Genomic DNA, 21,584 nt, shown 5'->3' with positions numbered 1-21,584 from the left:
GATGATAGGCAAAAGTAAATGCCAAGGGAGGAGAGATCATGCTATCTCTACGTCAGGAGGAGCTTCTGAAACGACTGATGCAAGCGGAACAGGAACTGACTAGTGAAGAAATTGCCCGCATGATTGGCGTCACATCAAGAACGATCCGAACAGATATGAAAGCGCTTAAATATATTTTAGAAGAATGTGGAGCCGTACTGCATATCAAACGCGGGGCAGGGTATACATTGACCGTCGAGGATTATGGGTCTTTTCGTACATTTTTGAAAAAGTCATTGAGAGAAAGAAGCGAAAAAAAGGAACAGATCATTCCCAATCAGCCTGAAGACCGTGTAGCCTTTCTATTGAAAAGGCTGCTTCTATCAGAAGACTATATTAAGTTAGATGCGTTGGCAGAGGAATTATTTGTGAGTGAATCGACAGTGAAAAATGATTTGAAAGCGGTCAGACATTTGTTTTCATTACATGGACTTTCTGTGTCACATCGTCCTAAATATGGACTGCGGCTGACAGGAGATGAAATGAAATTGAGATATTGTATGGCTGAGCATGTGTTTCAGCAAGCGCATGCGAACTCGGCGCTGTTACCTGAAGAAACGTATCAATTGATCCAGGATATCGTGCGTTCACGTACAAAAGCTAGTGGACTTTATCTGTCAGAAATCGGTTTAAGTAATTTAGTCACCCACATCGCCATAGCATGCAAACGAATTGAAGAGAAAAAACTAGTCATGATGCCAGAAACGGAATTAAAAGAGATCCAAGTGCAGCCTGTTTTCCAAGTAGCTCAACAAATGGCAGAGGATATTCGGCATGTCCTAGCAATTGATTTTCCATTATCTGAAATGGCGTATATTGCGATTCACTTGATGGGAGCTAAGATGATGGCTTACGGAGATGCGGGTCATACGCTATTTCACCTTCTAGAAGAAGATCACTTTCGCTTCATCCACCAATTGCTTGCTTATGTAGAGGAGCACATGTCACTTGGTATTCAATTTGATAAAGAATTCATCGTTGGATTAAGTCTTCATTTACGTTCCGCTATTCATCGTTTTAGGTACGGTATGAACATTCGTAATCCTTATTTAACGGACATTAAAAGGCATTATCCCATTGCATTTGAAGCAGGCGTTTATATGGGGAGATGGCTGAAAGAAAAAGAGGGAATTGAGATTCATGAGGATGAGATTGGGTATTTGGCGCTTCATATTGGGGCTGCAATCGAGCGGACAAAATCACAGCATGTGAAAAAGAGATGCCTGATTGTGTGTGCGACGGGTGTCGCCAGCAGTCAGCTCCTTCTTCATAAGCTGAAAGCAGCTTTTAGCGGAAGGCTGGATATCGCTGGTTCTGCAAGTGTTGGGGAAATTTCTTCGTACGATTTGAGAAGCATTGATTTTATTATTAGTACCATTCCGCTTCAGAACACGTTGCCGGTGCCAGTAATTGATGTACATACGATTCTAAGTGACGATGATATTGTGCGGCTGAAACGCTTTGTGCAGGGTCCGCAGGATACAGGGGTTTTGCGGTATGTAAGTCCGGAGCTGACATATTTTCAGCAAGACCTTCAATCAAGGGAAGAGGTACTGCAATTTTTCGTAAATGTGCTCAAGGAACAGGATCGCATCCCGGAAGAGTTTGAACAATTATTGCTGGAAAGAGAGCAAGTGTCACCGACATCGTTCGGTCATTTAGTTGCGATTCCTCATCCGATTAAGCCAGCAACAGATGACACGTTTTGTGCGATCTGTACGTTGAAAAAACCGGTGTTGTGGGGTGAAAATCGGGTGCAAGTCGTTTGTTTGTTGAGTATCCAGAAGACGTATCAAAAAGAGTTACAGTCTCTGTATCAATTTCTTGTACGGCTGACAGAGCGCAAGGAAGTGGTAGAGCAACTCATCAAGGCCGCTTCATTTGAGGAACTGACGGCGGCGCTGCAAGTATTGGAGCATCCAAATGAAAAAACGGGACACCCATTTCCGCATCTGTGAGGAAAAAGATTAGATGTTAATGAAAGCGCTTTTAAAATAACATCAAAGGAGGATGATCACGAGTTTTTGCAAAGGGGGAGACAGATCATGAGCTTTAAGGAGAAAGCGGCAGACGTCATGGGGAATGTGGCTTATCGTATCACGAATCAAAAATATATTATGGCGATTAAACAGGCATTTGTCACATTGATGCCAATCATCATTACAGGGGCTTTTGCTGTATTGGTGGCAAATATGATCATGAGCCCGGAAACAGGGCTTGCTCATTTTGAGATGTTCAGATTTTTAGCGGAGCTTCAGCCAATTATGAAGGCAATCAATTATGCCACGCTGAACTTTTTAACCATTGGGGCTGTGTTCCTCATCGGGATAGAGCTTGGGAAAATCAACGGGCACAAGTCTCTGTTCCCAGGGCTGATGGCATTGATTTCATTTATATCTGTTATTCCAACGACACTTCTTCTTGAAGTGGATGGATCGATGCGTGAAGTTGTAGATGTACTGGCAAGGCAATTTTCCGATCCAAAAAGTTTATTTTTAGGGATGATCATTGCAATCGTATCTGTGGAAATCTTTTGTAAGCTGACCAAGGTGAAATGGCTGCAAATCAAGATGCCGGATTCTGTTCCATCGAATGTGGCAACATCTTTTTCGTCACTTTTTCCTTCGATCATTACGATTACGATCATTAGTTCATTCGGCTTTGCATTTCATCGCTTGACAGGCATTTATTTGCATGAAGCAGTGTATAACGTGGTGCAGCGCCCGCTAGAAAGTGTTGTACAGGGTCTGCCAGGGATTTTAACGTTGATGTTTGTGGCGCAATTTTTCTGGGTGATCGGCATCCATGGCAACCAGATGATCAAACCGATTCGGGAGCCGCTCTTATTAGGATCAATTGCAGTAAATATGACAGCATTTCAAGAAGGAAAAGAGATTCCGAATATCATCACGATGCCATTTTGGGATGTGTATATGAGCATCGGTGGTTCAGGTGTGACCATTGGGCTTTTGATTGCGATTTTTATTGCTGGAAGAAGGGAAGAGATGCGAAGTATTGCCAAGCTCTCATCTGGTCCGGGCCTCTTCAACATCAATGAACCCGTTATTTTTGGCTTGCCTGTCATGTTAAATCCTGTGATGGCAATTCCATTTATCGTCACACCGCTTGTGACAGGAACGATTGGTTACATTGCGACGGCTACAGGGTTTGCTGGAAAAGCCGTCGTGATGGTGCCGTGGACGACACCACCGATTGTGAATGCATGGCTGTCCACCGCCGGCAGCATGGGGGCTGTCATCACACAGCTCATCTGTATTTTGGTCGCAGTCTTCATCTATTTGCCATTTGTTCTCTTGTCTAACCGCAAACCAGAAGCGGCACCAGATTCAGAATAAAAGGAGTGACATGAATGAACATGCAATTCAGGTGGTACGGAGAGGGTGATCCCGTATCACTCGCGCATATACGTCAAATCCCAGGCATGAAAGGCATTGTGAGTGCCGTCTATGATGTGCCAGCTGGTGACCTGTGGCCTGAGGAAAGGATTGCTCATGTAAAAGAACAGATTGAGAAACATGATCTCTCCTTCGAGGTTTTCGAAAGTCTTCCGGTCCATGAAGACATCAAACTCGGTAAACCAAAGAGGGACGTTTATATCAAGCATTATCAAGAAAATATTCGACGATTAGCGAAGCACGGTGTGAAGGTCATTTGTTATAACTTCATGCCTGTCCTCGATTGGACACGAACGCAGCTCGACCTTTCATTGGCTGATCAATCGACGACCCTAGCCTATTTTCAGCATCAACTAGAACATATGGACATAGAGAAAGACCCATTTTCACTGCCAGGATGGGATACCTCTTATACACAGGTGGAAATGAAACAATTGATGGCTGATTACAGGGAATTAGGGGCAGAAAGGCTATTCGAGAACCTGTCTTATTTCTTGCAACATATCATTCCGGTAGCAGAAGAAGAAAAGGTCAACATGGCACTCCATCCAGATGACCCTCCTTGGGATATTTTCGGACTGCCTCGTATTGTCAGTAATGAAAAGCAGTTGGATCGTATTCTTCAAATCGATGGACGCTCCCAGCACGGTTTTACGTTTTGCTCGGGATCACTCGGCTGTCATGCGCAGAACGATGTACCGTCACTTGCACGTAAATATGCGAAAAAAGGACGCATCCACTTTGCTCATTTGCGCAATGTTCTCGTGCATGAAAACGGTGATTTTGAAGAGTCAGCGCACCTTTCATCAGCAGGAAGTCTCGATATGGGGACAATTGTGAAGGCTTTGTATGAAGAGGGATTTGCTGGCTATGTCCGTCCGGATCATGGGCGTATGATCTTTGGCGAGACAGGCAGGCCTGGCTACGGTTTATATGATCGGGCGCTTGGGGCTATGTATTTGCAAGGAATTTGGGAAGGACTTCACGTTCAAACGAGGAAAGGAAAGGTGGCGACATGAACAGAATCGAGATTCCAAGAGATTTTATCCTAGGTGCTGCGGCCTCTGCTTGGCAAACGGAGGGATGGAAGGGAAAGGAGGCACATCAGGATTCGTATATCGATTTATGGTATAAGAATGGGTATCACGTATGGCACGAAGGATATGGACCGGCTGGTGCGACGAACTTTTACGAGCGCTATCCAGAAGATGTAGCCATCATGAAAGAAATCGGCCTGACTCATTATAGGACATCGATCAATTGGTCGAGATTTTTTATCGATTACGAGAAGGGGATTGTGGATGAGGACTATGCTCGTTACATTGATGATTTGATCAATGAATTAATCGCAGCAGGTGTAGAGCCGATGTTTTGCTTAGAGCATTATGAGCTTCCAGCCGTGCTGCTTGAAAAGTACGACGGATGGTCATCAAAGCATGTCGTCGAGCTGTTTGTTCTCTATGCGGAAAAGGTGTTTGAGCGATATGGAGACAGGGTCAAGCATTGGTTTAGCTTTAATGAACCGATTGTTGTCCAAACACGTGTGTACTTAGATGCTATCCGTTATCCCTTTGAGCAAAATACGAAGAAATGGATGCATTGGAACTATCATAAAGCACTGGCAACAGCAAAAGTGGTGAAGCTGTTTCGGGAGATGGGATTGAAGGAATCAACAGGTGCAAAAATTGGGGTGATTCTCAATCCAGAAGTGACGTATGCAAGGTCCTCTGCTCCGCATGATCAAGAAGCGGCACGGATGTATGATTTGTTTTTCAATCGAATGTTCTTAGATCCCTCCATCAAAGGGGAGTATCCAGAGGAATTGCTCGATGTGTTGAAAAAGCATGAGATTCTTTTTGATGCGACAGAGGCAGAGCTTCAGGTCATCAAGAATCATACGGTCGATGTCGTCGGGCTCAACTTATACTATCCGCATCGGGTCAAAGCACCGAGTAAGGCGTGGAATGAGATGACGCCATTTCACCCGTCTTATTATTACGATATGTTTGAGCTTCCAGGAAGAAAAATGAATCCATTCAGAGGCTGGGAAATCTACCCGGACATTGTCTATGATATGGGCATGAGAATAAAAGAAGAATACGGAAATATTGAGTGGTTTGTGGCTGAAAACGGCATGGGTGTGGAAAAAGAAGAACGTTTTAAAAGAGAAGACGGTATCATTGATGATCAGTATCGCATTTCATTTATCAGCCAGCATTTAAAGCGAGCACTTCAAGCAAAAGCAGAAGGCTCAAATTGCACGGGCTATATGCTTTGGGCTTTTACGGATAATGTATCGCCGATGAATGCCTTTAAAAACCGCTACGGTTTAGTCGAAATCCAGCTGGAAAATGAACGGAATCGCCAGTTGAAAGCATCAGCATATTGGTACCAGACATTAATTAAAACAAGGGAACTGAAGGTCGAAACAGAAGTCAACTATCGATAGGAGTGTTGGGATATGAAACGAATCATTCTCGCTTGTGCCGCAGGAATGTCGACGTCCATTGTAGTGTCCAAAATGAAGGCAGCCGCAGAAGCTAAGGGGCTGGAATATGATATATACGCTATACCTGAAGGGGCAATTGCGGATGAATTAGAAGAGCACGGAGAAGATGTGCAGGTGATTTTACTTGGACCGCAAGTAAGCTTTATGAAAAAGGCAGCAGAAAAAACAGCGGCACCTTACCAAGTACCTGTCGATGTCATCAATGTGAGATTATACGGAACAGCGAACGGAGAAAAAATACTAGAACATGCTCTGAAACTAGCAAATGAATCTTAAGTAATTGGAGGAGAAGCAGATGACGGTATTAGAGGAAATGCAGGGAGCAGCCTTTCAAATCATTGCTCATGCGGGCGAGGCAAGAAGCCATTATGTCGAAGCCATTCGTCTAGCAAGAGCTGATGATTTTGAAAAAGCACAGCAGTTGATTGAAAAAGGGGAGGAAGCGTTTCGAAGCATCCACCACCTGCACTTGTCGCTGATCCAAAAAGAGGCGGCAGGTGAGCAGCTTCCCTTTTCTTTGCTGCTAATACATGCAGAAGATCAAATGCTCACAACAGAGACCATTCATCTGCTTGCCATCGAAATGATTGAAATGTGTAAAAAAATGAACACCCTGTCAAAATAGATATCAGCTAGTAACCAATTTCTGTTATAATCATTCGATAGATAGAGAGAAAGCAGGATTGGTGAATGAAAAAAACATGTATGTTGATGACGGTTGGTCTTTTGGCGCTGCTCATTTCGGGCTGTATGGGAACGAAGGAGCAAACGGAAGGAAACCAGCAGGTGGTCAAAGAGGAAAAGGGTTCATTACAATTAAAAGAAACAGAAGAGATTCAGCAGACAGAAGCGATAGATATTGATACACAGAGCTGGATTGAGCAAAAGGAGCCGGTAGAGCTTCCGATTTTGATGTATCACAGCATCTCCAGTGGTAACTCGCTGCGTGTACCAAAGAGCGAGTTTGCGGCTCATATGAAATGGCTGAAGGACAATGGTTATGTCACGCTGTCGCCAGAAGAAGCGTACCGCGTCTTCACAACAAATACGAAGCCAAGTGAAAAGTGTGTCCTCATTACATTCGATGATGGATATACCGATAACTATACAAAGGCATTTCCGATTTTAAAGCAGTATGGAATGAAGGCAACGATTTTCATGATTGAGCAATCCATTGGCCGTCCGAACCATTTAACGGATGAACAGATGGATGAAATGATAGCAAATGGGCTGTCGATCGAGAGTCATACAATACATCATTTAGAGCTCAATCGTTTATCAAAGGAGCAGCAGAAAGAGGAATTAAAAGGATCAAAGGCATTCTTTGATCAACGTTTTTCTCAGCGTACGCGAATGGTCAGCTATCCTGTCGGGCGCTATAACGAAGACACGCTAAAACTGGCGAAGCAAGCCGGTTATCAAATGGCTGTCACCACTGAACCAGGACATGCGAAAAAGGAACAAGGCATGATGTCCTTGCACCGCGTCCGCATTTCACCGGGACTTTCACCAGAAAGCTTTGGCAGGCTGGTAGAAGGGAATTAACGATAAATGTTTCACATGAAACAATTTACGACAAGTTTCACGGTGATGATGGGTGAATCGACATTGGCGGTTCAAAAGCGAAACAGAACATTCATGTAAATGGAAGTTCTGTTTTTTTATCATTCATCAAAAAATTCCATATGTGCTTTTTCTTGTTTGTAATAATCGATTCGATCTTTCATGGTACCTGTATGAAACTCAAATTTATGTCCGTCAGGGTCCGTAAAGTAGATCGACTGATGATCTTTTTCATCTCTTGGGCGACCTGGTAAGATGTTGACATTCAAATGTTTTAGCTTGTTGTACATGTGATCTATATCCTTTTCATCGATTGAAAAAGCGATGTGTGTGTAAGAGTGCTGGATGTCTTGACGAGGAATGTCCTTTTCCACATTCAGTGCAAGCCATAGCCCATTTAAATCAAAGTAAGCTGTTTTTTTCCCTTTTACTAATAAAGTGGCGTCAAATACTTTTGTGTAAAAATCAATAGAGGTTTCTAAATCAGAAACAGAAAATAACAAATGATTCATTCCTTTTATCGACATCACATCCACCTCAAACTGTCATTTTAAAAAAGCCTGTAGATGGGGTCTACAAGCTTTTTTGTTTATTGATAAACGGGATATCCCGTTATTTTAATATCTTTCCCTAGTGTTTCTACTGAGAGCTGATCGAGTTCAATGGCATCACTCATGAGGCGTATGCCTTCGCCTCCGAAAAAGGAAGGAGAAAGTCTTCCGCCAATGAGTTTGGGTGCCATATAAATGACCAATTTATCTACAAGCTGCTGTTCTAAAAATGAAGCATTGATCTGGCCGCCGCCTTCAATCATGAGGGAGGAGACATTTCTTTCTCCCAGCGTTTGAAGCACTTCTTGCAGGGGCACCCGCGTCTCGCTGTCTGTTACAAAGACGCTGACGCCGGCTGCTTCTAAAGCGTCTCGTTTTTCCTCATCGGCTTGCTTTGTTGTAAAGATCCAAGTAGGTGCCATCTGATCAGTGACGATCTTTGCTGTCAGCGGTGTTGATAGCTTAGAGTCTAAAACAATTCGAATCGGATGATTCCCATTTGGAATCCGTGCAGTTAGTGAAGGGTCGTCATGAATAACCGTTTGAGCACCGACCAAAATCGCATCATTGATACTGCGGATATGATGAGCATCATAACGGGATGTCTCAGATGTAATCCATTTGCTGTCAGACGTAGCAGACGCAATTTTTCCGTCTAAGGTAATACCTGCCTTGAGCGTCACGAAAGGTGTTTTTTTCGTAATAAAATGATTAAACACTTCATTCATGAGAATGGATTCCTGTTCAAGTACGCCTGTAATCACTTGGATGCCAGCATCTTGTAAAATGGCGATTCCGCGGCCAGCGACAAGCGGGTTCGGGTCAAGAGCCGCCACGACAACCGTTTCGACGCCTGCTTTCACAAGTGCCTCCGCACAAGGACCTGTACGGCCATGGTGAGAACAAGGCTCGAGGGTCACATAAATGGTGGCTCCTTTTGCCTTGTCTCCGGCCATTTTAAGTGCATGAATTTCAGCATGTGGTTCACCGGCTTTCATGTGAGCACCGACACCAACAATCTCATTCTCACGCACAATCACAGCCCCGACGAGCGGGTTTGGAGATGTCTGACCTTTCATTGCCCGTGCATTTTCAAGTGCTAGATTCATATATCGCTCATGATGTGGCAATCGTACGCACCTCTTGATCCGCCTTCATGTGACCTGAGCGGTTAATTTTTGTCTGCAAGTATTTTTCATTAAACTCCGAGACATCACCCCAAAGCGGAATACGTCCAGAAAGAGATAAACCTGCATGGCTGATGGCATCTGTCTTTTTCGGATTATTGGTAATGAGTCTGACTGGCTTTGTACGAAGTGTTTGAAGAACCGCAATGGCTTCTTCATATTGACGCGTGTCATCTTCAAAGCCGAGAGCTTCGTTCGCTTCTACTGTATCGTAGCCATTTTCTTGAAGGATATAAGCCATGGCTTTCGTGAAAAGTCCAATGCCGCGGCCTTCATGGTTGGCTAAATAGAACAGGGCACCTGCACCATTGTCCTCAATCATTCGCATGGACTGCTTCAATTGGAATCCGCAGTCGCAGCGCTTGCTTCCAAAAATATCACCAGTATGGCAGATGGAATGCATGCGGATAAGAGCTTCGTCAGCGTGCTCGAAATCTCCATACACTAGCACGCTTGACTGCTGATGATCGGCAAGCTGGCGGGACGAGAGGCTTTCGATTAAAGCTTCATCTGACAATGGCTCTAATCCGTCGTCTTTTAACCATGAATACCAGTTGAACATCACCGTTCTGCCGTCTAAATTCACTGGCAATTTAATGGGTCCAGTGATATATATATACCCGTCTTCTTGCTGTACTCGTTTGATTTTATCTTTTAAAATGGCTGTTTTAAGATCTGTGTGTTTGTCCATATTCTGCACCTTCTTTTTTGTCTGTTTCTTCAATCTGTAAACGAACGAGAACGCCAAATGGATCAACAAATTCGTTACTTTCCCCTATTGTTTTCACTTGAGTGCCTGCTTTTGTTAGGCGCTCAACGACGGACTGTCTGTCTGCTTCTTGTGGGAATACGAGTGTATAGCTTCTAATTCCTGAAAAACGTGGATCAATGGCTCCTTTTCTTCCGCGTCCCCATGCATTAAAGGCAAGGTGGTGATGATAGACGCCACCTGCAATGAATAAGCTTGCTGTGGGAGCCATTCGGATATGAAAACCGAGCGTATTGACATAAAAGGAATCAGCTTCTTCTGGGTTCAGATGGAAATGTAAGTGTCCCATGACTGTCCCAGCTGGAATTCCTTCCCACGTCGTATCAGCGGCTTCTTGCAGGAGACCATCTCCATCAAGAGGTGCATTTCCGCCACCTTTCAGTTCTCCATGCTCACCTACCCAAACGTCCTCAGGGCGATCAGCATATATTTCTACGCCAATGCCGTCAGGGTCACTTAAATAAATGGCTTCACTGAAAAAGTGATCGCTTGCTCCAATTAAAGGATAGCCTTTTTTGATCACATGTGCCAGCCATGTGCCCAGGTTTTTTCTGGTAGGTAATAAAACAGCAAAATGATAAAGGCCTGGCTCATGATCAGGCTTCTCCTTGAGCTGTGCATCTTCTTTTAACAAAAGGATTGGTTCCTTTGCATTGCTTCCAAGAGTGACGGTGGATTCCGTCTGTTCTAATAAAGTAAAACCTAAAATGTCTGTATAAAAAGGCAAAGAACGCTCAAAGCTGGATACATGTAATTCTGTTACACCTAATCTTACCTGCTCTATTGTATTCAAAGCTCGGTCATCTCCTTCATGTTATATGCATCTGCATGTTCAATGGTTTATTGAAAATTGATAAAAATGAATACCTTGTTACTTTTAGTAACTAAACTATATAATAGTTAGTGACTTATTTCAAGTAATTAATTATGTTATAATGAAAAAAAGAGAGAAAAGCGGGAGGGAGTAAGGTATGGCTCAAGTAGATGGCTGTCCAATCACAGATGCCATGGAGATTCTAGGCAAGAAGTGGGTCATTCTCATCATCAATCAGCTTCTGACAGGCCCTAAGCGTTTCTGTCAGCTTGAAAATGAAATGAACATCAGCGGCAGATTATTATCTGAAAGGCTGAAGGATTTAGAGGCTGAAGGACTCGTTGAGAAAAACGTATACCCTGACATTCCAGTACGGATTGAATACGAATTAACAGCGCAAGGGAAGAAAATAGAGCCGATTATTCGTGAAATGTATGCTTGGTCTTTAGAACGTAAAAATAGCAAAAAAGTGGAACATGTTCCTTCCTAATCGATTTCGATCAGTCTGTCTGATCGAAATTTTTTTGTGCGATTTTCCAGAAATCTAAGTCAATAGTATGAAAAATGATGTTGACAATAAATTCACCCATCATATAAGATCAAGAAGAAGAGGGTTCTTTTCCCTGTAATGGAATGGAGGTCATGCCATGGAATCATGAATGGGACAGATTGCCTAAAACACGTGTCAAATCATCATTTAGAAACAGACATCTTTGGCTTTTAAGAAGCAAAGATTTATTTTTTCAACTCAATTGATAATGATTATCATAATCATCTATAAGTGTGTTCAAGCGCTTATGAAGGTTATTTTTTTTATTGTCTGTTGAGAATAATTATCAATATCATTTAGGAGGGTTCACATGAAAGCCATTCGTTCAACATCACACGCATTATTGTTCTTTAGTTTTGTTCTATTATTTGCTCTAGCTCCGATTAGCTCAGCCTCAGCAGCAGGCTTAGCAGATGGTCAACATTCGGCACAATATGTGGTATGGAAGGCAGATAGCGATTCGACTTCAACAGCGAATACGTATTTTGAAAAACCAGCAAAGCTTGTCGTGAAGGATGGAAAAATCAAAGCACAAGTCACGTTAACAAATAGCTCTTGGATCACTAGCTTTAAAACACTTGAACAAGGTGTCTACAAAGATGCGAAGGTGATCAGTACAAACACAGCTGCGAATAAGAGAACAGTAGAATTTAACGTGAACAGCCTGACGGAAGTCGTACCAGCAAAAGTGAGCGTGACTGTACCGGTCATTGGATATACAGGCAATTACGACATCCGTCTCAAGTTTGATGCAGCATCTGTTCAATAAAAAGGGAGGAAATTCGCTTGATGAAAAAAATGATGAGGCTATCAGTCTTCATGACCGCTTTATTATTGGCACTCATGCTGCCTTTTTCAAACGCACAGGCTGCCACGTTAAAGGATGGTACATACTCTGTCAACTATACTGTGCTCAAGGCTGAAGGAAATGCGGTCTCCATGGCAAATGACTACTGGCTGAAGCCAGCAAAAGTGATTGCAAAAAATGGGAAGCTGACAGTACAAATGACCATTAAAAATAGCAGCTGGGTGACGGAATTTAAAGTTCCCGGAAATGGCGGCTATGTCGATACAACGGTTCTCTCAACCAATAAAAAAGCCAACACAAGGATTGTTCAGTTCAAAGCTCAGAGCTTGTCTAAACCAATCAAATCAAAAATTCATGTCACTGTAAAATCTGCTGATTATGATCATGATTATACCATTCAGCTGAAATTTGATGAGAGCAGCATGAAATCACTTTCGTCTAACAGCACAAACAAAACAGCAGGTGAAGCAGAAAAGCAGCAGCCATCAAAAGAATCAACGAAAACATCTGATTCATCCACGACAAAACAAGAAGAGAATCCTCAAACTGGTGATACAAACCAGACAGGGTGGCTCCTTGTGCTTGCTCTATGCTCAGGCGGATTTTTAGCAAGAAAGTGGATCATTAAGCATTAAGGAAGGAAGTGTCACCATTTGAAACGTCTTTTTCATCTAAAGGCAGCCATTCTGCTCGTTTTATTCAGTTTATTGACTGCATTTCAGATTCCTCAAGGAACGGCTCAAGCTGCATCATTTGTTGATGGTGAATACACGGTCGGATTCACCATTTTAAAAAATGGCAGCACAGAAGCGTCCATGATGGATACGTATACAGAAAAGCCAGCTAAGCTGATTGTGGAAAATGGCAAGACGACTGCCTATGTCACACTGAAGCAAAGCAAAGAGATTACAGATTTCAAGGTTGAACAAAATGGCGCGCTTGTCACCACTGAAACCGTCAGTGAGGATGAAACTGCCAATACACGTGTAATCAAGTTTGATGTTGCTGACTTATCAGCCAAATTAAACGGCTGGGTGAAAATTTACTGGGATTTAGGCGGCCTTATCTATGACGAAGCATATGACGTACAGCTTGCATTCGATCAAAGCAGCCTAACGCTCGTTACACCTGCAAAGCCAGACGATAACGAAACAAAACCAGATGACCAAAATGGCACAAAGCCAGGCGATAGCGAAACAAAGCCGGATGACCAAAATGGCACAAAGCCAGACGATAACGAAACAAAGCCGGATGATCAAAATGGCACAAAGCCAGACGATCAGCAGACAACACCAGGCACTAACAATGGCACAAAGCCAGTGGAACCTAGGCAAAATCAACTGAAAGATGGCGAGTACCGCATCAATTACAGTGTGCTCAAAGGGGATGAGGATGAGGCATCTCGGATGAACCAATACTTCTCACATCCTGCATCCTTAACCATCAAAAATGGGAAGCTAACCATCTCCTTTACGGTGAAGGACGATACATCTGTCGCTTCCTTGAAAACAGAGAAAAACGGTTCTTTTCAAGAAGTGAAGACTGTCAGCACAGATAAAGCAAAGAACACAAGAGTGGTGTCATTTGATGTCGCTGATTTGAAAAAAGCGGTCAAAGGAAAAGTACACGTTGTAGTAGCAGCCGCTCACTATGAGCAAACCTACGATATTCGTTTTCAATTCAATGCAAAGAGTATCGCGCCACTTAAAGGCGGACAGGTAGAGGAAGAAACACCTGCTGCACCAGAAACACCAAAACCAAACACACCATCACCAGAAACAAATAACGGCGGAGCTCCTCAAGAGACGGCTCAGCTTAAAGATGGTGTATACAAGCTTCCTTTCTCAATGAAGAAAGCAGACAAGGATGAGCTTTCTCGTATGAACGATTACGTCGTGAGCCCTGCGACATTGGTTGTGAAAAATGGCCGCCATTTCGTTTCTTATACAGTGAAGAATAGCTCAGCTATCACGTCCTTCCAAGTAGGATCAGGTGGAAAGTTTGAAGAGACGCTTGTTGCAAAAACAGATCAAAAATCAGATACACGAGTGATTCAATACGAAGCCAAAAGCTTAAGCACGGCTCAGGCAGCACGCGTGAAAATTGATATTCCAGCTGCGAATTATCATGAGCAGTACGATGTCAAACTTATCTATGACACAAAAGGAATTGCTCTTGGTGAAGGAAGTGGGATTCGATCGATCATCGGAGACGATGAGAGTATCGGCTTTGTCAAAAATCCAAATGATCGCGATTCTCAATCAAATCAACCAAATCAACTTGAGAATTTAGCGCCAGAGGAAACAGGCGCAGAGCAGCTAACATTTACTCCATCAGATGACCAAACCAAGTCTGAGACTGGACAGTTGAATCCAAAAACAGGAGATACCTCTCTTCTTTGGGTGTATATTCTTTTATTCGGCGGGTCATTATTCGTACTCGTCAGAAAGTATCAAACAAGAACAAGATAGATGGTTTAGTTGAAGTGAGATGCGCCGAGATCATCGACGCATCCACTCTCTTTTTTCGAAAGGAGGCTTTTGTTTTTGAAGCATCGAATGTTATGTGCCTTGATCGCTGCCCTTAGTGTGTGCGTGATCTTATCGGGCTGCTCACAGTCAGCTGCAAGCTCAGCAAAAGGCAAAAAAAGCGTAGAATCAAGTGAACGCATTGTGGCAACAACTGTAGCTGCTGTGGAGATCATGGATGCCTTAGAGATCGATCTTGTCGGGGTGCCAACAAGCCAAAAATCCTTGCCAGCTCGTTATAAAGGACTGCCGGAAGTCGGCAATCCAATGAGCCCGGACATGGAAATCATCCAATCACTTCAACCGACAGATGTCCTGTCTGTGACAACCCTTCAATATGATTTAGAGACACCCTTTCAGCAAGCAGGTGTCCCTACCACATACTTAAATCTCGAGAGCATGGCTAACATGGAGAAGGCGATCACGAAGCTCGGAGATCAGTATGACAGAAAGAAACAAGCTGAGCGCATTGTGTCTGATTTTGAGCAAAAAAAGAAAGACATACAAGAGAAGACGAAGGGAAAACGAAAGCCATCCGTTCTGATTTTGCTTGGTGTACCAGGCAGTTATTTGGTGGCGACAGAGCATTCATATATTGGTGATCTTGTACGTATCGCAGGCGGGGAGAATATTGTCAAAGGTGAGAAAATGGAGTACTTGGCTTCCAATACGGAGTATTTACAAAAAGCCAATCCAGATATCATCCTCCGGGCCGCACATGGGATGCCAGATGAAGTCGTCCGCATGTTTGATCAAGAATTTAAAACAAATGACATTTGGAAGCATTTTCATGCAGTCAAGCAAGATCGAGTGTATGACCTCGAAGAAAGCTTATTTGGGACAACGGGCAATTTAAAAGCAGCTGAAGCATTAGATGAACTAACGCGTATGCTGTATCCGTTATAAGTGACGAATCTGAATGATAAAAGGACGTTTAAGATGAAAAAAACAGGGATTTTATTTCTGACAGTCAGTGTCTTACTGGTGTGCGTGTTTATTTATTCCGCCATTACTGGGAGCATTCATGTCACCCCGATTGAATTATTGGAAGGGCTCATCACCGGTCAACATGCACAGGTAGAAATCATTAAAGATCTCAGAATTCCTCGCATACTCATTGCCATGTTTACAGGGGCCGCCTTATCTGTCTCCGGTGTACTGCTGCAGTCGGTCATGAGGAATCCATTAGCTGATGCCGGCGTCATTGGAATTTCATCAGGAGCCAGCTTCTTTTCTTTAATGGCAATAACAGCACTTCCTCAATTTTATTTCTACTCTCCTTTATTTTCGGTGTTAGGCGGAGCCATTGCGTGTTTCCTCGTATACGTTCTGTCTTGGAAGGGTGGATTAAGCCCCATCCGTATGATTTTGGTTGGGATTGCCATCAATGCCATGTTTACTGGAATGGCTGAAGCATTTGTGACCATTTGCAGTTATTTCAATATCACGATCAATCAGTCAGGACAGTCGAATCTCACGATGAAAACGTGGGGGGATGTCCGTTTAATCGGAGTCTATGGCGTCGTCGGCCTTGTCGTAGCACTTTTCTTTAGCAGATGGTGTAACCTCTTGGCTCTTCAGGACAAGACAGCGAAAAATTTAGGATTGCGTGTGACCAGAATGCGCCTTTTGATTTCCATCACAGCTGTATTGCTTGCGGCGGTGACAGCAGCGGTAGCGGGCGTGATTGCCTTTGTCGGTTTGCTTATCCCGCACATTTCAAGAAGACTTGTCGGGTCGGATCACCGGGTACTCATTCCATTTTCTGCGTTAAGCGGGGCGTTGCTGATTCTGACGGCTGATACGCTCGGCAGGACGCTTGTCGCACCAAATGAAATTCCTGCTTCTACGATCATGGCCGTGATTGGCGGGCCATTTCTGATCTTTTTACTAAGAAGGGGGGATCGTCTCCATGGACATTCGTGAGGTGTCATTCTCATATGACCAGCAGAAGGACATCCTTCAATCGGTCACAACACAGATTGAAAAGGGAAAAATCACAACCATTATCGGTCCGAATGGCTCAGGGAAATCCACATTGCTTTCATTAATGGCGCATAACCATGCGCCAAACAAAGGGCAGATTCATTTAGATGGCCAAGCGTTGAATGCGTTTAAGCCAAAGGAGCTGGCAAAAAAGCTGGCGGTCGTCCATCAGCAAAACGAAGCACCGCTTGATTTAACGATCGAGAGGGTCGTGGCATTCGGCAGAACGCCGTACCAGACGATGCGAGGTGGAGACAAGGAAGAGGATGAGAGAGCGATAGAGTGGGCACTTTCCAGTACAAAGCTAACGGAAAAACGAAAGGTGCCGCTCGCCTCATTGTCAGGTGGTGAGCGGCAGCGAGTATGGATCGCGATGGCACTTGCGCAAAAAACACCAATCCTTTTCTTAGATGAACCGACAACCTATTTGGATATCTACTATCAATTTGACATTCTTGAGCTGATCCGTGAACTCAATGTCGTACATGGACTAACAATTGTTATGGTACTGCACGACATGAACCAGGCTGTCCGCTACAGTGATGTCATCATTGCGATGAAGAATGGCCGGATTATGAGTGAAGGACAGCCAAGCGATGTGTTAACAGAAGAGAATGTGCGGCACATTTATGATGTGTCTGTCACGATTAAACAGGATGCAGAAACAGGGATGTACATCGTGCCTGTTGGGATATAAGCTGTGCAAAAAGCAGGTGAGACAGTGTGAAAAGAGGAAAACGGGTCTGTCAGCGTGTGCTGACAATCGTCTGTTTAGGTGTATTCATTTATAGTGGTTCGGCCATTGGCTTAGAACTGTTCGGCTATTATCAAAATCGTCAGGTGCTAGCAAAGGCTCAGACGATGTATGGACATGAGCAAGGAATGAATGAAAACCGGGAGTCGGGGACCATTCGTACGTCATTTGATGAACTGCGGAAAGTAAACGATGACATTGTCGGCTGGATCAATATGAAGGACACGATGATCCAGTACCCAATCGTCCAATCTCGCGACAATGCGTTCTACTTAACCCGTAATTACTTAAAAAACGACACCAGGGCAGGCAGTATTTTTATGGATTATCGCAATGATGTCTTGCATGAAAGCCCGAATACTGTGGTGTACGGGCATCGAATGAGGGATGGGTCCATGTTCGCTGGACTCACAAACTATTTAAAAGGGGATTTCTTCGATGAGCATCGGACATTTCAGTACGATACGCTGTATCAAAGCTATGAGGCGGAGATTTTTGCCGTGTATGAAACAACGGTGGACTTTGATTATATACAAACCGATTTTCAAGATCTTGGCGAATATGCGCACTACTTGCAATCTGTGCGAAAAAAATCAATCTACCAAACGAAGACAGACGTGTCCACAGATGACCTTATTCTCACTCTATCGACCTGTGATCATGTGCTTGCACCGAAAAACGGGCGTCTCGTGGTACAGGCAAAGCTAAAGAAAGTTTACTAGAAAAGGAGAGACAGGCGGTTGAAATTTTCACATGTGATCTTCATGGGACTTGTCTTGATGCTTCTCCTCGGCGGATGCAGTCAGGCAGCACCTGTAGAGAAAGGGAGCGGTCAAGGTGCGCTGAAGATTAAGGACTTTGCCGGCAGAACGCTGTCGTTTGAAGAATCCCCTCAGCGCATTGTCTCATTGTCGACTGGAGACATGAGCATCCTATATGCCTTAGGCGGTGAGGTGGTCGGTCGTCCGGCCGCCGAATTACCAGACAGCTTACAACAGGCTGCATCAGTCCAAACAATTGGTACAACACATCAATTTGATGTAGAGCTCATCACAAGCTTAAAGCCCGATGTTGTACTTGGGAATGAACAATTAAACCGCAAGGACATCTCTACAATAGAAGGAATTGGTTCACAGCTTCTTTTGACAAGTGCCAATTCCGTGAAGGACATCCAGCGCCAAATTACGTTATTTGGAGATTTGCTAGGGAAGCAGCGAAAGGCAAAAGAGCTTAACAAGCAAATCGATCAGCGGAAAAAGCAGGTCAAACAGCCTGAGAAAAAAGTGAAGACACTCGTTGTGTACGGGGCACCTGGCACATATATGGCGGCTCTTCCTCAATCCTTAAGCGGAGATTTACTACACATCGCTGGAGGGACGAACATTGCTGAGAATGAACCAGCACTCGAGAAATTCCCTCAATACGCTCAAATCAATGCAGAAAAGGTCATCGAAGCTGATCCTGATCTTATCCTGCTCATGACCCATAGCAATCCTGAAGATGTGAAAGCGGGCTTTATGAGTGAAATGAAACAGAATGCCGCATGGCACGATGTATCAGCCGTCAAACATGGACACGTCGAGATTCTGCCTAGTGATCTATTTGGAACGAATCCAGGCGCAGATGTGATCAGAGCGATTGATGAGCTAGAGAAAAGATTGAAGCGATTGTCATCATGAAAATGAATGCAGAATTAGATTTTCAAAAAAGACAGTCGAGGCGAAGATGGCTGATACCCGGACTATTCATCTCGTTAGTTGTAGGTGCATGCCTAGGGCTTGCATTAGGTTCTGTTCAATTATCACTGCAAGATTTATTCGCTGCTTTGACGGGATCAGGTCAGCCTGTCCATGAGAAAATTGTGATGGATTTACGCCTGCCGCGCGTTCTCATCGGTTTCATCGTTGGGGCCTGTCTCGCGGCATCAGGGGCGATTTTACAAGGAGTCGTCCGAAATCCACTCGCTGACCCTGGCATCATCGGTGTGACGGCTGGCGGCGGATTGGCTGCTGTGCTCAGCATGATTGTGTTTCCGCAATTCACGTATTTGCTGCCAGCCGCTGCTTTCCTTGGCGCTTTATTAGCGGCACTTGTGGTGTATATGCTCTCATTTGATCAAGGGGTTTCACCGCTGAAGCTGATTTTGGCGGGAGTGGCAGTCAATGCCCTGCTTGGGGCGGTGATGAATGGGTTTATGGTGCTTTATAGTGAGCGTGTGCAGGCAGTCCTGCCCTTTTTATCAGGAGGATTAAATGGACGGAGTTGGCATCATCTAACCTTCGTGTCGCCTTATGCGCTCGCTGGGCTGTGCCTTTGTTTTTTTGCCATCAAGCCGGCAAATCTTCTTTTGCTTGGCGATGAATCGGCTCAGCTGCTCGGTCTCAGAGTAGAGCGCACCCGGTTTTTCTTAATTGCACTGGCGGCACTTTTAGCTGGTGCAGCAGTAAGTGTGAGCGGCTTAATTGGCTTTGTCGGACTGGTCGTTCCTCATTTTATCCGTCTTTTAATTGGAGATGACTATAGGTACCTGTTGCCGATCTCGATGCTGGGCGGAGGCGTGCTTGTGGTTTTTGCAGATACAGCGGCAAGGGTATGGTTTACACCAGTTGAACTGCCTGTCGGTATCCTGCTTGCCTGCATCGGTGCACCTTTCTTCCTCTATTTATTAAAAAAGAAAGGGAGGGGTTAAGTTGGATGTGATCGCTATGGATGACGTGAGTCTCAGTCAAGGAGGCTTTCAGTTGTCCTCTATATCAGCAGCTGTTCCTAAAGGAAGCGTGACAGGAATTATTGGACCAAATGGATCAGGGAAGTCGACTTTTATCAAAGCAGCCGCACGTCTTACGTCAATCGAAAGCGGCACGATATACATTCACGATATACCGCAAAAAGAGATGACAGCTCAGGAGATTGCAAAGGAAATCGCCGTTCTCATGCAGACGAGAACAGCCATTCCATCTATGACCGTACGGGAGCTGGTCGCACTTGGACGCAGCCCGCATCGTTCGATCTGGAAAAAAAGCTCGAAGACAGATCAAGAAGCGATTGAGTGGGCGCTTGATGTGACCAATAGCCGTATCAATGAAAATAGAATGCTGCATACATTGTCTGGCGGAGAAAGGCAAAAAGCGTATATTGCGATGGCACTCGCTCAGAAGACAGAGACGATTATTCTGGATGAGCCGACGACTTACTTAGATATTGCGCATCAGCTTGATTTACTAGAGTTGCTCAAACAGCTGAATAAGACGCATGGAATCACCATTTTAATGGTTCTTCACGACCTGCAGCAGGCAGCAAAATATTGTGACCGCCTTATTGCGATGAAGCGTGGTCAGGTTTATCAAATAGGGACACCAAAAGAAGTATTAACAGAAAGCTTCTTCAAAGAGGTCTTTGGGATTCAGGCTGAGGTTCACTTAGACGGTGAGCACCCGCTGATTATTCCGATCGCTTCGATCCAACAACAAAAGGGAGATGAACAAAACATGATCATTGTCAACAACCAGGTAAGAGTAGAAAAAGGCAGTGCCGACCACCTCGTCAAGCGTTTTAACAAGCAGGGACAAGTAGAATTCATGGAAGGGTTTTTAGGTATGGAAGTATGGGTCACACAGCAGACAACCGATTACGATGAAGTGACCATTCATACACGCTGGAATCGAAAAGAAGACTTTGTGAATTGGACAAAATCTCAGGCATTTGGTGATGCGCATGCTCATGGAAAAGCGAAACCTGAAGGCCTATTAAAAAATAAAATTACGTACTATGAAGTGCAAGTTACTAGACCAGCCTTACAGAAAAAAGCTTAAAAAAGAAACACAGCGCTGCAGCTCACGTGCAGCGCTATTTTTTTACTTTCTGTCACATATTTTTGACAAAGTATTCAAACAACTGACACAATACCATCCAATTTTTAGGTAAAATTTACTTTATTTTTGAAGCGTATGGGTGTAAAGTACAGGTATAAATAACTAACCGAATGAAAAGCAAGGGTAAAATTTCACCGAGTAAATCATTTCAAACAGGCTATTATTTGTGAACCATTGAACAAATAGTGAATATTTTGTGAAGTGATGAGCATAAGCGTTTCCAATCATTCGGCATGTG

Annotated in this window: 22 protein-coding genes; 18 read left to right on the top strand and 4 right to left on the bottom strand. The window is 44.0% G+C overall.

Annotation, left to right across the window (positions count from 1 at the left end):
- Nucleotides 1-38: 38 nt before the first annotated feature.
- From MHH68_RS17735 to MHH68_RS17705, 7 genes are all read left to right on the top strand, one after another.
- Nucleotides 39-1,997, top strand: a complete 1,959-nt coding sequence (locus tag MHH68_RS17735; protein ID WP_339164482.1) for a BglG family transcription antiterminator — start codon at nucleotides 39-41, stop codon at nucleotides 1,995-1,997.
- 87 nt (nucleotides 1,998-2,084) lie between these two features.
- Nucleotides 2,085-3,395 carry a PTS transporter subunit EIIC gene (locus MHH68_RS17730; protein ID WP_339164478.1) on the top strand — a complete coding sequence of 437 codons (1,311 nt, stop codon included), beginning with the start codon at nucleotides 2,085-2,087 and terminating at the stop codon, nucleotides 3,393-3,395.
- 14 nt (nucleotides 3,396-3,409) lie between these two features.
- Entirely contained in the window at nucleotides 3,410-4,474 is a 1,065-nt protein-coding gene (gene uxuA / locus MHH68_RS17725; protein ID WP_339164476.1) for a mannonate dehydratase, read from the top strand.
- The gene (locus MHH68_RS17720) at nucleotides 4,471-5,904 is read left to right on the top strand and encodes a glycoside hydrolase family 1 protein (protein WP_339164474.1); all 1,434 of its coding nucleotides are present in this window, start codon (nucleotides 4,471-4,473) and stop codon (nucleotides 5,902-5,904) included. The genes uxuA and MHH68_RS17720 overlap by 4 nt, the downstream gene beginning before the upstream one ends.
- A gap of 12 nt (nucleotides 5,905-5,916) precedes the next feature.
- On the top strand, nucleotides 5,917-6,240 hold the full coding sequence (locus MHH68_RS17715) for a PTS sugar transporter subunit IIB (protein ID WP_058013336.1): 324 nt from the start codon (nucleotides 5,917-5,919) through the stop codon (nucleotides 6,238-6,240).
- Between the two features lie 19 nt (nucleotides 6,241-6,259).
- Nucleotides 6,260-6,589: a PTS lactose/cellobiose transporter subunit IIA gene (locus MHH68_RS17710; RefSeq protein ID WP_144461484.1), complete on the top strand. Its 330-nt coding sequence runs from the start codon at nucleotides 6,260-6,262 to the stop codon at nucleotides 6,587-6,589.
- A 65-nt stretch (nucleotides 6,590-6,654) separates the two neighbouring features.
- Nucleotides 6,655-7,509 (top strand): polysaccharide deacetylase family protein, encoded by an 855-nt coding sequence (locus tag MHH68_RS17705; protein WP_339164471.1) that lies wholly within the window; start codon nucleotides 6,655-6,657, stop codon nucleotides 7,507-7,509.
- A 119-nt stretch (nucleotides 7,510-7,628) separates the two neighbouring features.
- Here MHH68_RS17705 and fosM read toward each other — a convergent pair whose 3' ends face one another.
- The 4 genes from fosM to MHH68_RS17685 all read right to left on the bottom strand — a co-directional run bounded on the left by fosM (nucleotide 7,629) and on the right by MHH68_RS17685 (nucleotide 10,827).
- Nucleotides 7,629-8,054 (bottom strand): FosM family fosfomycin resistance protein, encoded by a 426-nt coding sequence (gene fosM, locus MHH68_RS17700; protein WP_339164469.1) that lies wholly within the window; start codon nucleotides 8,052-8,054, stop codon nucleotides 7,629-7,631.
- 62 nt (nucleotides 8,055-8,116) lie between these two features.
- The gene (gene ribD / locus MHH68_RS17695; RefSeq protein WP_339164468.1) at nucleotides 8,117-9,208 is read right to left on the bottom strand and encodes a bifunctional diaminohydroxyphosphoribosylaminopyrimidine deaminase/5-amino-6-(5-phosphoribosylamino)uracil reductase RibD; all 1,092 of its coding nucleotides are present in this window, start codon (nucleotides 9,206-9,208) and stop codon (nucleotides 8,117-8,119) included.
- Entirely contained in the window at nucleotides 9,195-9,956 is a 762-nt protein-coding gene (locus tag MHH68_RS17690) for a GTP cyclohydrolase II (protein ID WP_012011730.1), read from the bottom strand. Before MHH68_RS17690 ends, ribD begins: the two co-directional genes overlap by 14 nt.
- Nucleotides 9,934-10,827 (bottom strand): VOC family protein, encoded by an 894-nt coding sequence (locus tag MHH68_RS17685; protein WP_058013340.1) that lies wholly within the window; start codon nucleotides 10,825-10,827, stop codon nucleotides 9,934-9,936. Before MHH68_RS17685 ends, MHH68_RS17690 begins: the two co-directional genes overlap by 23 nt.
- Nucleotides 10,828-11,005: 178 nt before the next feature.
- On the opposite strand from MHH68_RS17685, the gene MHH68_RS17680 reads away from it, so the two are divergent.
- From MHH68_RS17680 to isdG, 11 genes are all read left to right on the top strand, one after another.
- Complete coding sequence (locus MHH68_RS17680) at nucleotides 11,006-11,338, top strand: helix-turn-helix domain-containing protein (RefSeq protein ID WP_058013341.1); 333 nt, start codon at nucleotides 11,006-11,008, stop codon at nucleotides 11,336-11,338.
- A gap of 370 nt (nucleotides 11,339-11,708) precedes the next feature.
- On the top strand, nucleotides 11,709-12,167 hold the full coding sequence (locus MHH68_RS17675) for an NEAT domain-containing protein (RefSeq protein ID WP_058013342.1): 459 nt from the start codon (nucleotides 11,709-11,711) through the stop codon (nucleotides 12,165-12,167).
- Nucleotides 12,168-12,187: 20 nt separating this feature from the next.
- A complete protein-coding gene (gene isdC / locus MHH68_RS17670; RefSeq protein ID WP_339164465.1) occupies nucleotides 12,188-12,841 on the top strand; it encodes a heme uptake protein IsdC in 654 nt (217 codons plus the stop codon).
- A gap of 18 nt (nucleotides 12,842-12,859) precedes the next feature.
- Complete coding sequence (locus MHH68_RS17665) at nucleotides 12,860-14,677, top strand: NEAT domain-containing protein (RefSeq protein WP_339164463.1); 1,818 nt, start codon at nucleotides 12,860-12,862, stop codon at nucleotides 14,675-14,677.
- Between the two features lie 75 nt (nucleotides 14,678-14,752).
- Entirely contained in the window at nucleotides 14,753-15,640 is an 888-nt protein-coding gene (isdE, locus tag MHH68_RS17660) for a heme ABC transporter substrate-binding protein IsdE (protein WP_061410005.1), read from the top strand.
- A gap of 33 nt (nucleotides 15,641-15,673) precedes the next feature.
- Complete coding sequence (locus tag MHH68_RS17655) at nucleotides 15,674-16,660, top strand: iron ABC transporter permease (protein ID WP_058013346.1); 987 nt, start codon at nucleotides 15,674-15,676, stop codon at nucleotides 16,658-16,660.
- Nucleotides 16,647-17,417, top strand: a complete 771-nt coding sequence (locus tag MHH68_RS17650; protein ID WP_061410003.1) for an ABC transporter ATP-binding protein — start codon at nucleotides 16,647-16,649, stop codon at nucleotides 17,415-17,417. Before MHH68_RS17655 ends, MHH68_RS17650 begins: the two co-directional genes overlap by 14 nt.
- Before the next feature lie 26 nt (nucleotides 17,418-17,443).
- Nucleotides 17,444-18,196 carry a class B sortase gene (srtB, locus tag MHH68_RS17645; RefSeq protein WP_339164460.1) on the top strand — a complete coding sequence of 251 codons (753 nt, stop codon included), beginning with the start codon at nucleotides 17,444-17,446 and terminating at the stop codon, nucleotides 18,194-18,196.
- 18 nt (nucleotides 18,197-18,214) lie between these two features.
- Complete coding sequence (locus MHH68_RS17640) at nucleotides 18,215-19,153, top strand: ABC transporter substrate-binding protein (RefSeq protein WP_339164458.1); 939 nt, start codon at nucleotides 18,215-18,217, stop codon at nucleotides 19,151-19,153.
- Nucleotides 19,150-20,163 (top strand): iron ABC transporter permease, encoded by a 1,014-nt coding sequence (locus tag MHH68_RS17635; RefSeq protein WP_061409998.1) that lies wholly within the window; start codon nucleotides 19,150-19,152, stop codon nucleotides 20,161-20,163. The genes MHH68_RS17640 and MHH68_RS17635 overlap by 4 nt, the downstream gene beginning before the upstream one ends.
- A gap of 1 nt (nucleotide 20,164) precedes the next feature.
- Complete coding sequence (gene isdG, locus MHH68_RS17630; protein WP_058013351.1) at nucleotides 20,165-21,286, top strand: heme oxygenase; 1,122 nt, start codon at nucleotides 20,165-20,167, stop codon at nucleotides 21,284-21,286.
- Nucleotides 21,287-21,584: the final 298 nt, after the last annotated feature.

The organism is Bacillus sp. FSL K6-2841 (assembly GCF_037976435.1).
In the GTDB taxonomy this organism is placed as follows: domain Bacteria; phylum Bacillota; class Bacilli; order Bacillales; family Bacillaceae; genus Bacillus; species Bacillus pumilus.
Note: the sequence above shows the minus strand (reverse complement) of the source record. Positions and strands in the feature narration are given on the sequence as shown.

What these genes read in the sequence shown, in the direction of transcription:
- MHH68_RS17735 (WP_339164482.1), top strand. Translation starts at nt 39, where the DNA reads ATGCTATCTCTACGTCAGGAGGAGCTTCTGAAACGACTGATGCAAGCG.
- MHH68_RS17730 (WP_339164478.1), top strand. Translation starts at nt 2,085, where the DNA reads ATGAGCTTTAAGGAGAAAGCGGCAGACGTCATGGGGAATGTGGCTTAT.
- uxuA (WP_339164476.1), top strand. Translation starts at nt 3,410, where the DNA reads ATGAACATGCAATTCAGGTGGTACGGAGAGGGTGATCCCGTATCACTC.
- MHH68_RS17720 (WP_339164474.1), top strand. Translation starts at nt 4,471, where the DNA reads ATGAACAGAATCGAGATTCCAAGAGATTTTATCCTAGGTGCTGCGGCC.
- MHH68_RS17715 (WP_058013336.1), top strand. Translation starts at nt 5,917, where the DNA reads ATGAAACGAATCATTCTCGCTTGTGCCGCAGGAATGTCGACGTCCATT.
- MHH68_RS17710 (WP_144461484.1), top strand. Translation starts at nt 6,260, where the DNA reads ATGACGGTATTAGAGGAAATGCAGGGAGCAGCCTTTCAAATCATTGCT.
- MHH68_RS17705 (WP_339164471.1), top strand. Translation starts at nt 6,655, where the DNA reads ATGAAAAAAACATGTATGTTGATGACGGTTGGTCTTTTGGCGCTGCTC.
- fosM (WP_339164469.1), bottom strand. Translation starts at nt 8,054, where the DNA reads ATGTCGATAAAAGGAATGAATCATTTGTTATTTTCTGTTTCTGATTTA.
- MHH68_RS17690 (WP_012011730.1), bottom strand. Translation starts at nt 9,956, where the DNA reads ATGGACAAACACACAGATCTTAAAACAGCCATTTTAAAAGATAAAATC.
- MHH68_RS17680 (WP_058013341.1), top strand. Translation starts at nt 11,006, where the DNA reads ATGGCTCAAGTAGATGGCTGTCCAATCACAGATGCCATGGAGATTCTA.
- MHH68_RS17675 (WP_058013342.1), top strand. Translation starts at nt 11,709, where the DNA reads ATGAAAGCCATTCGTTCAACATCACACGCATTATTGTTCTTTAGTTTT.
- isdC (WP_339164465.1), top strand. Translation starts at nt 12,188, where the DNA reads ATGAAAAAAATGATGAGGCTATCAGTCTTCATGACCGCTTTATTATTG.
- MHH68_RS17655 (WP_058013346.1), top strand. Translation starts at nt 15,674, where the DNA reads ATGAAAAAAACAGGGATTTTATTTCTGACAGTCAGTGTCTTACTGGTG.
- MHH68_RS17650 (WP_061410003.1), top strand. Translation starts at nt 16,647, where the DNA reads ATGGACATTCGTGAGGTGTCATTCTCATATGACCAGCAGAAGGACATC.
- MHH68_RS17635 (WP_061409998.1), top strand. Translation starts at nt 19,150, where the DNA reads ATGAAAATGAATGCAGAATTAGATTTTCAAAAAAGACAGTCGAGGCGA.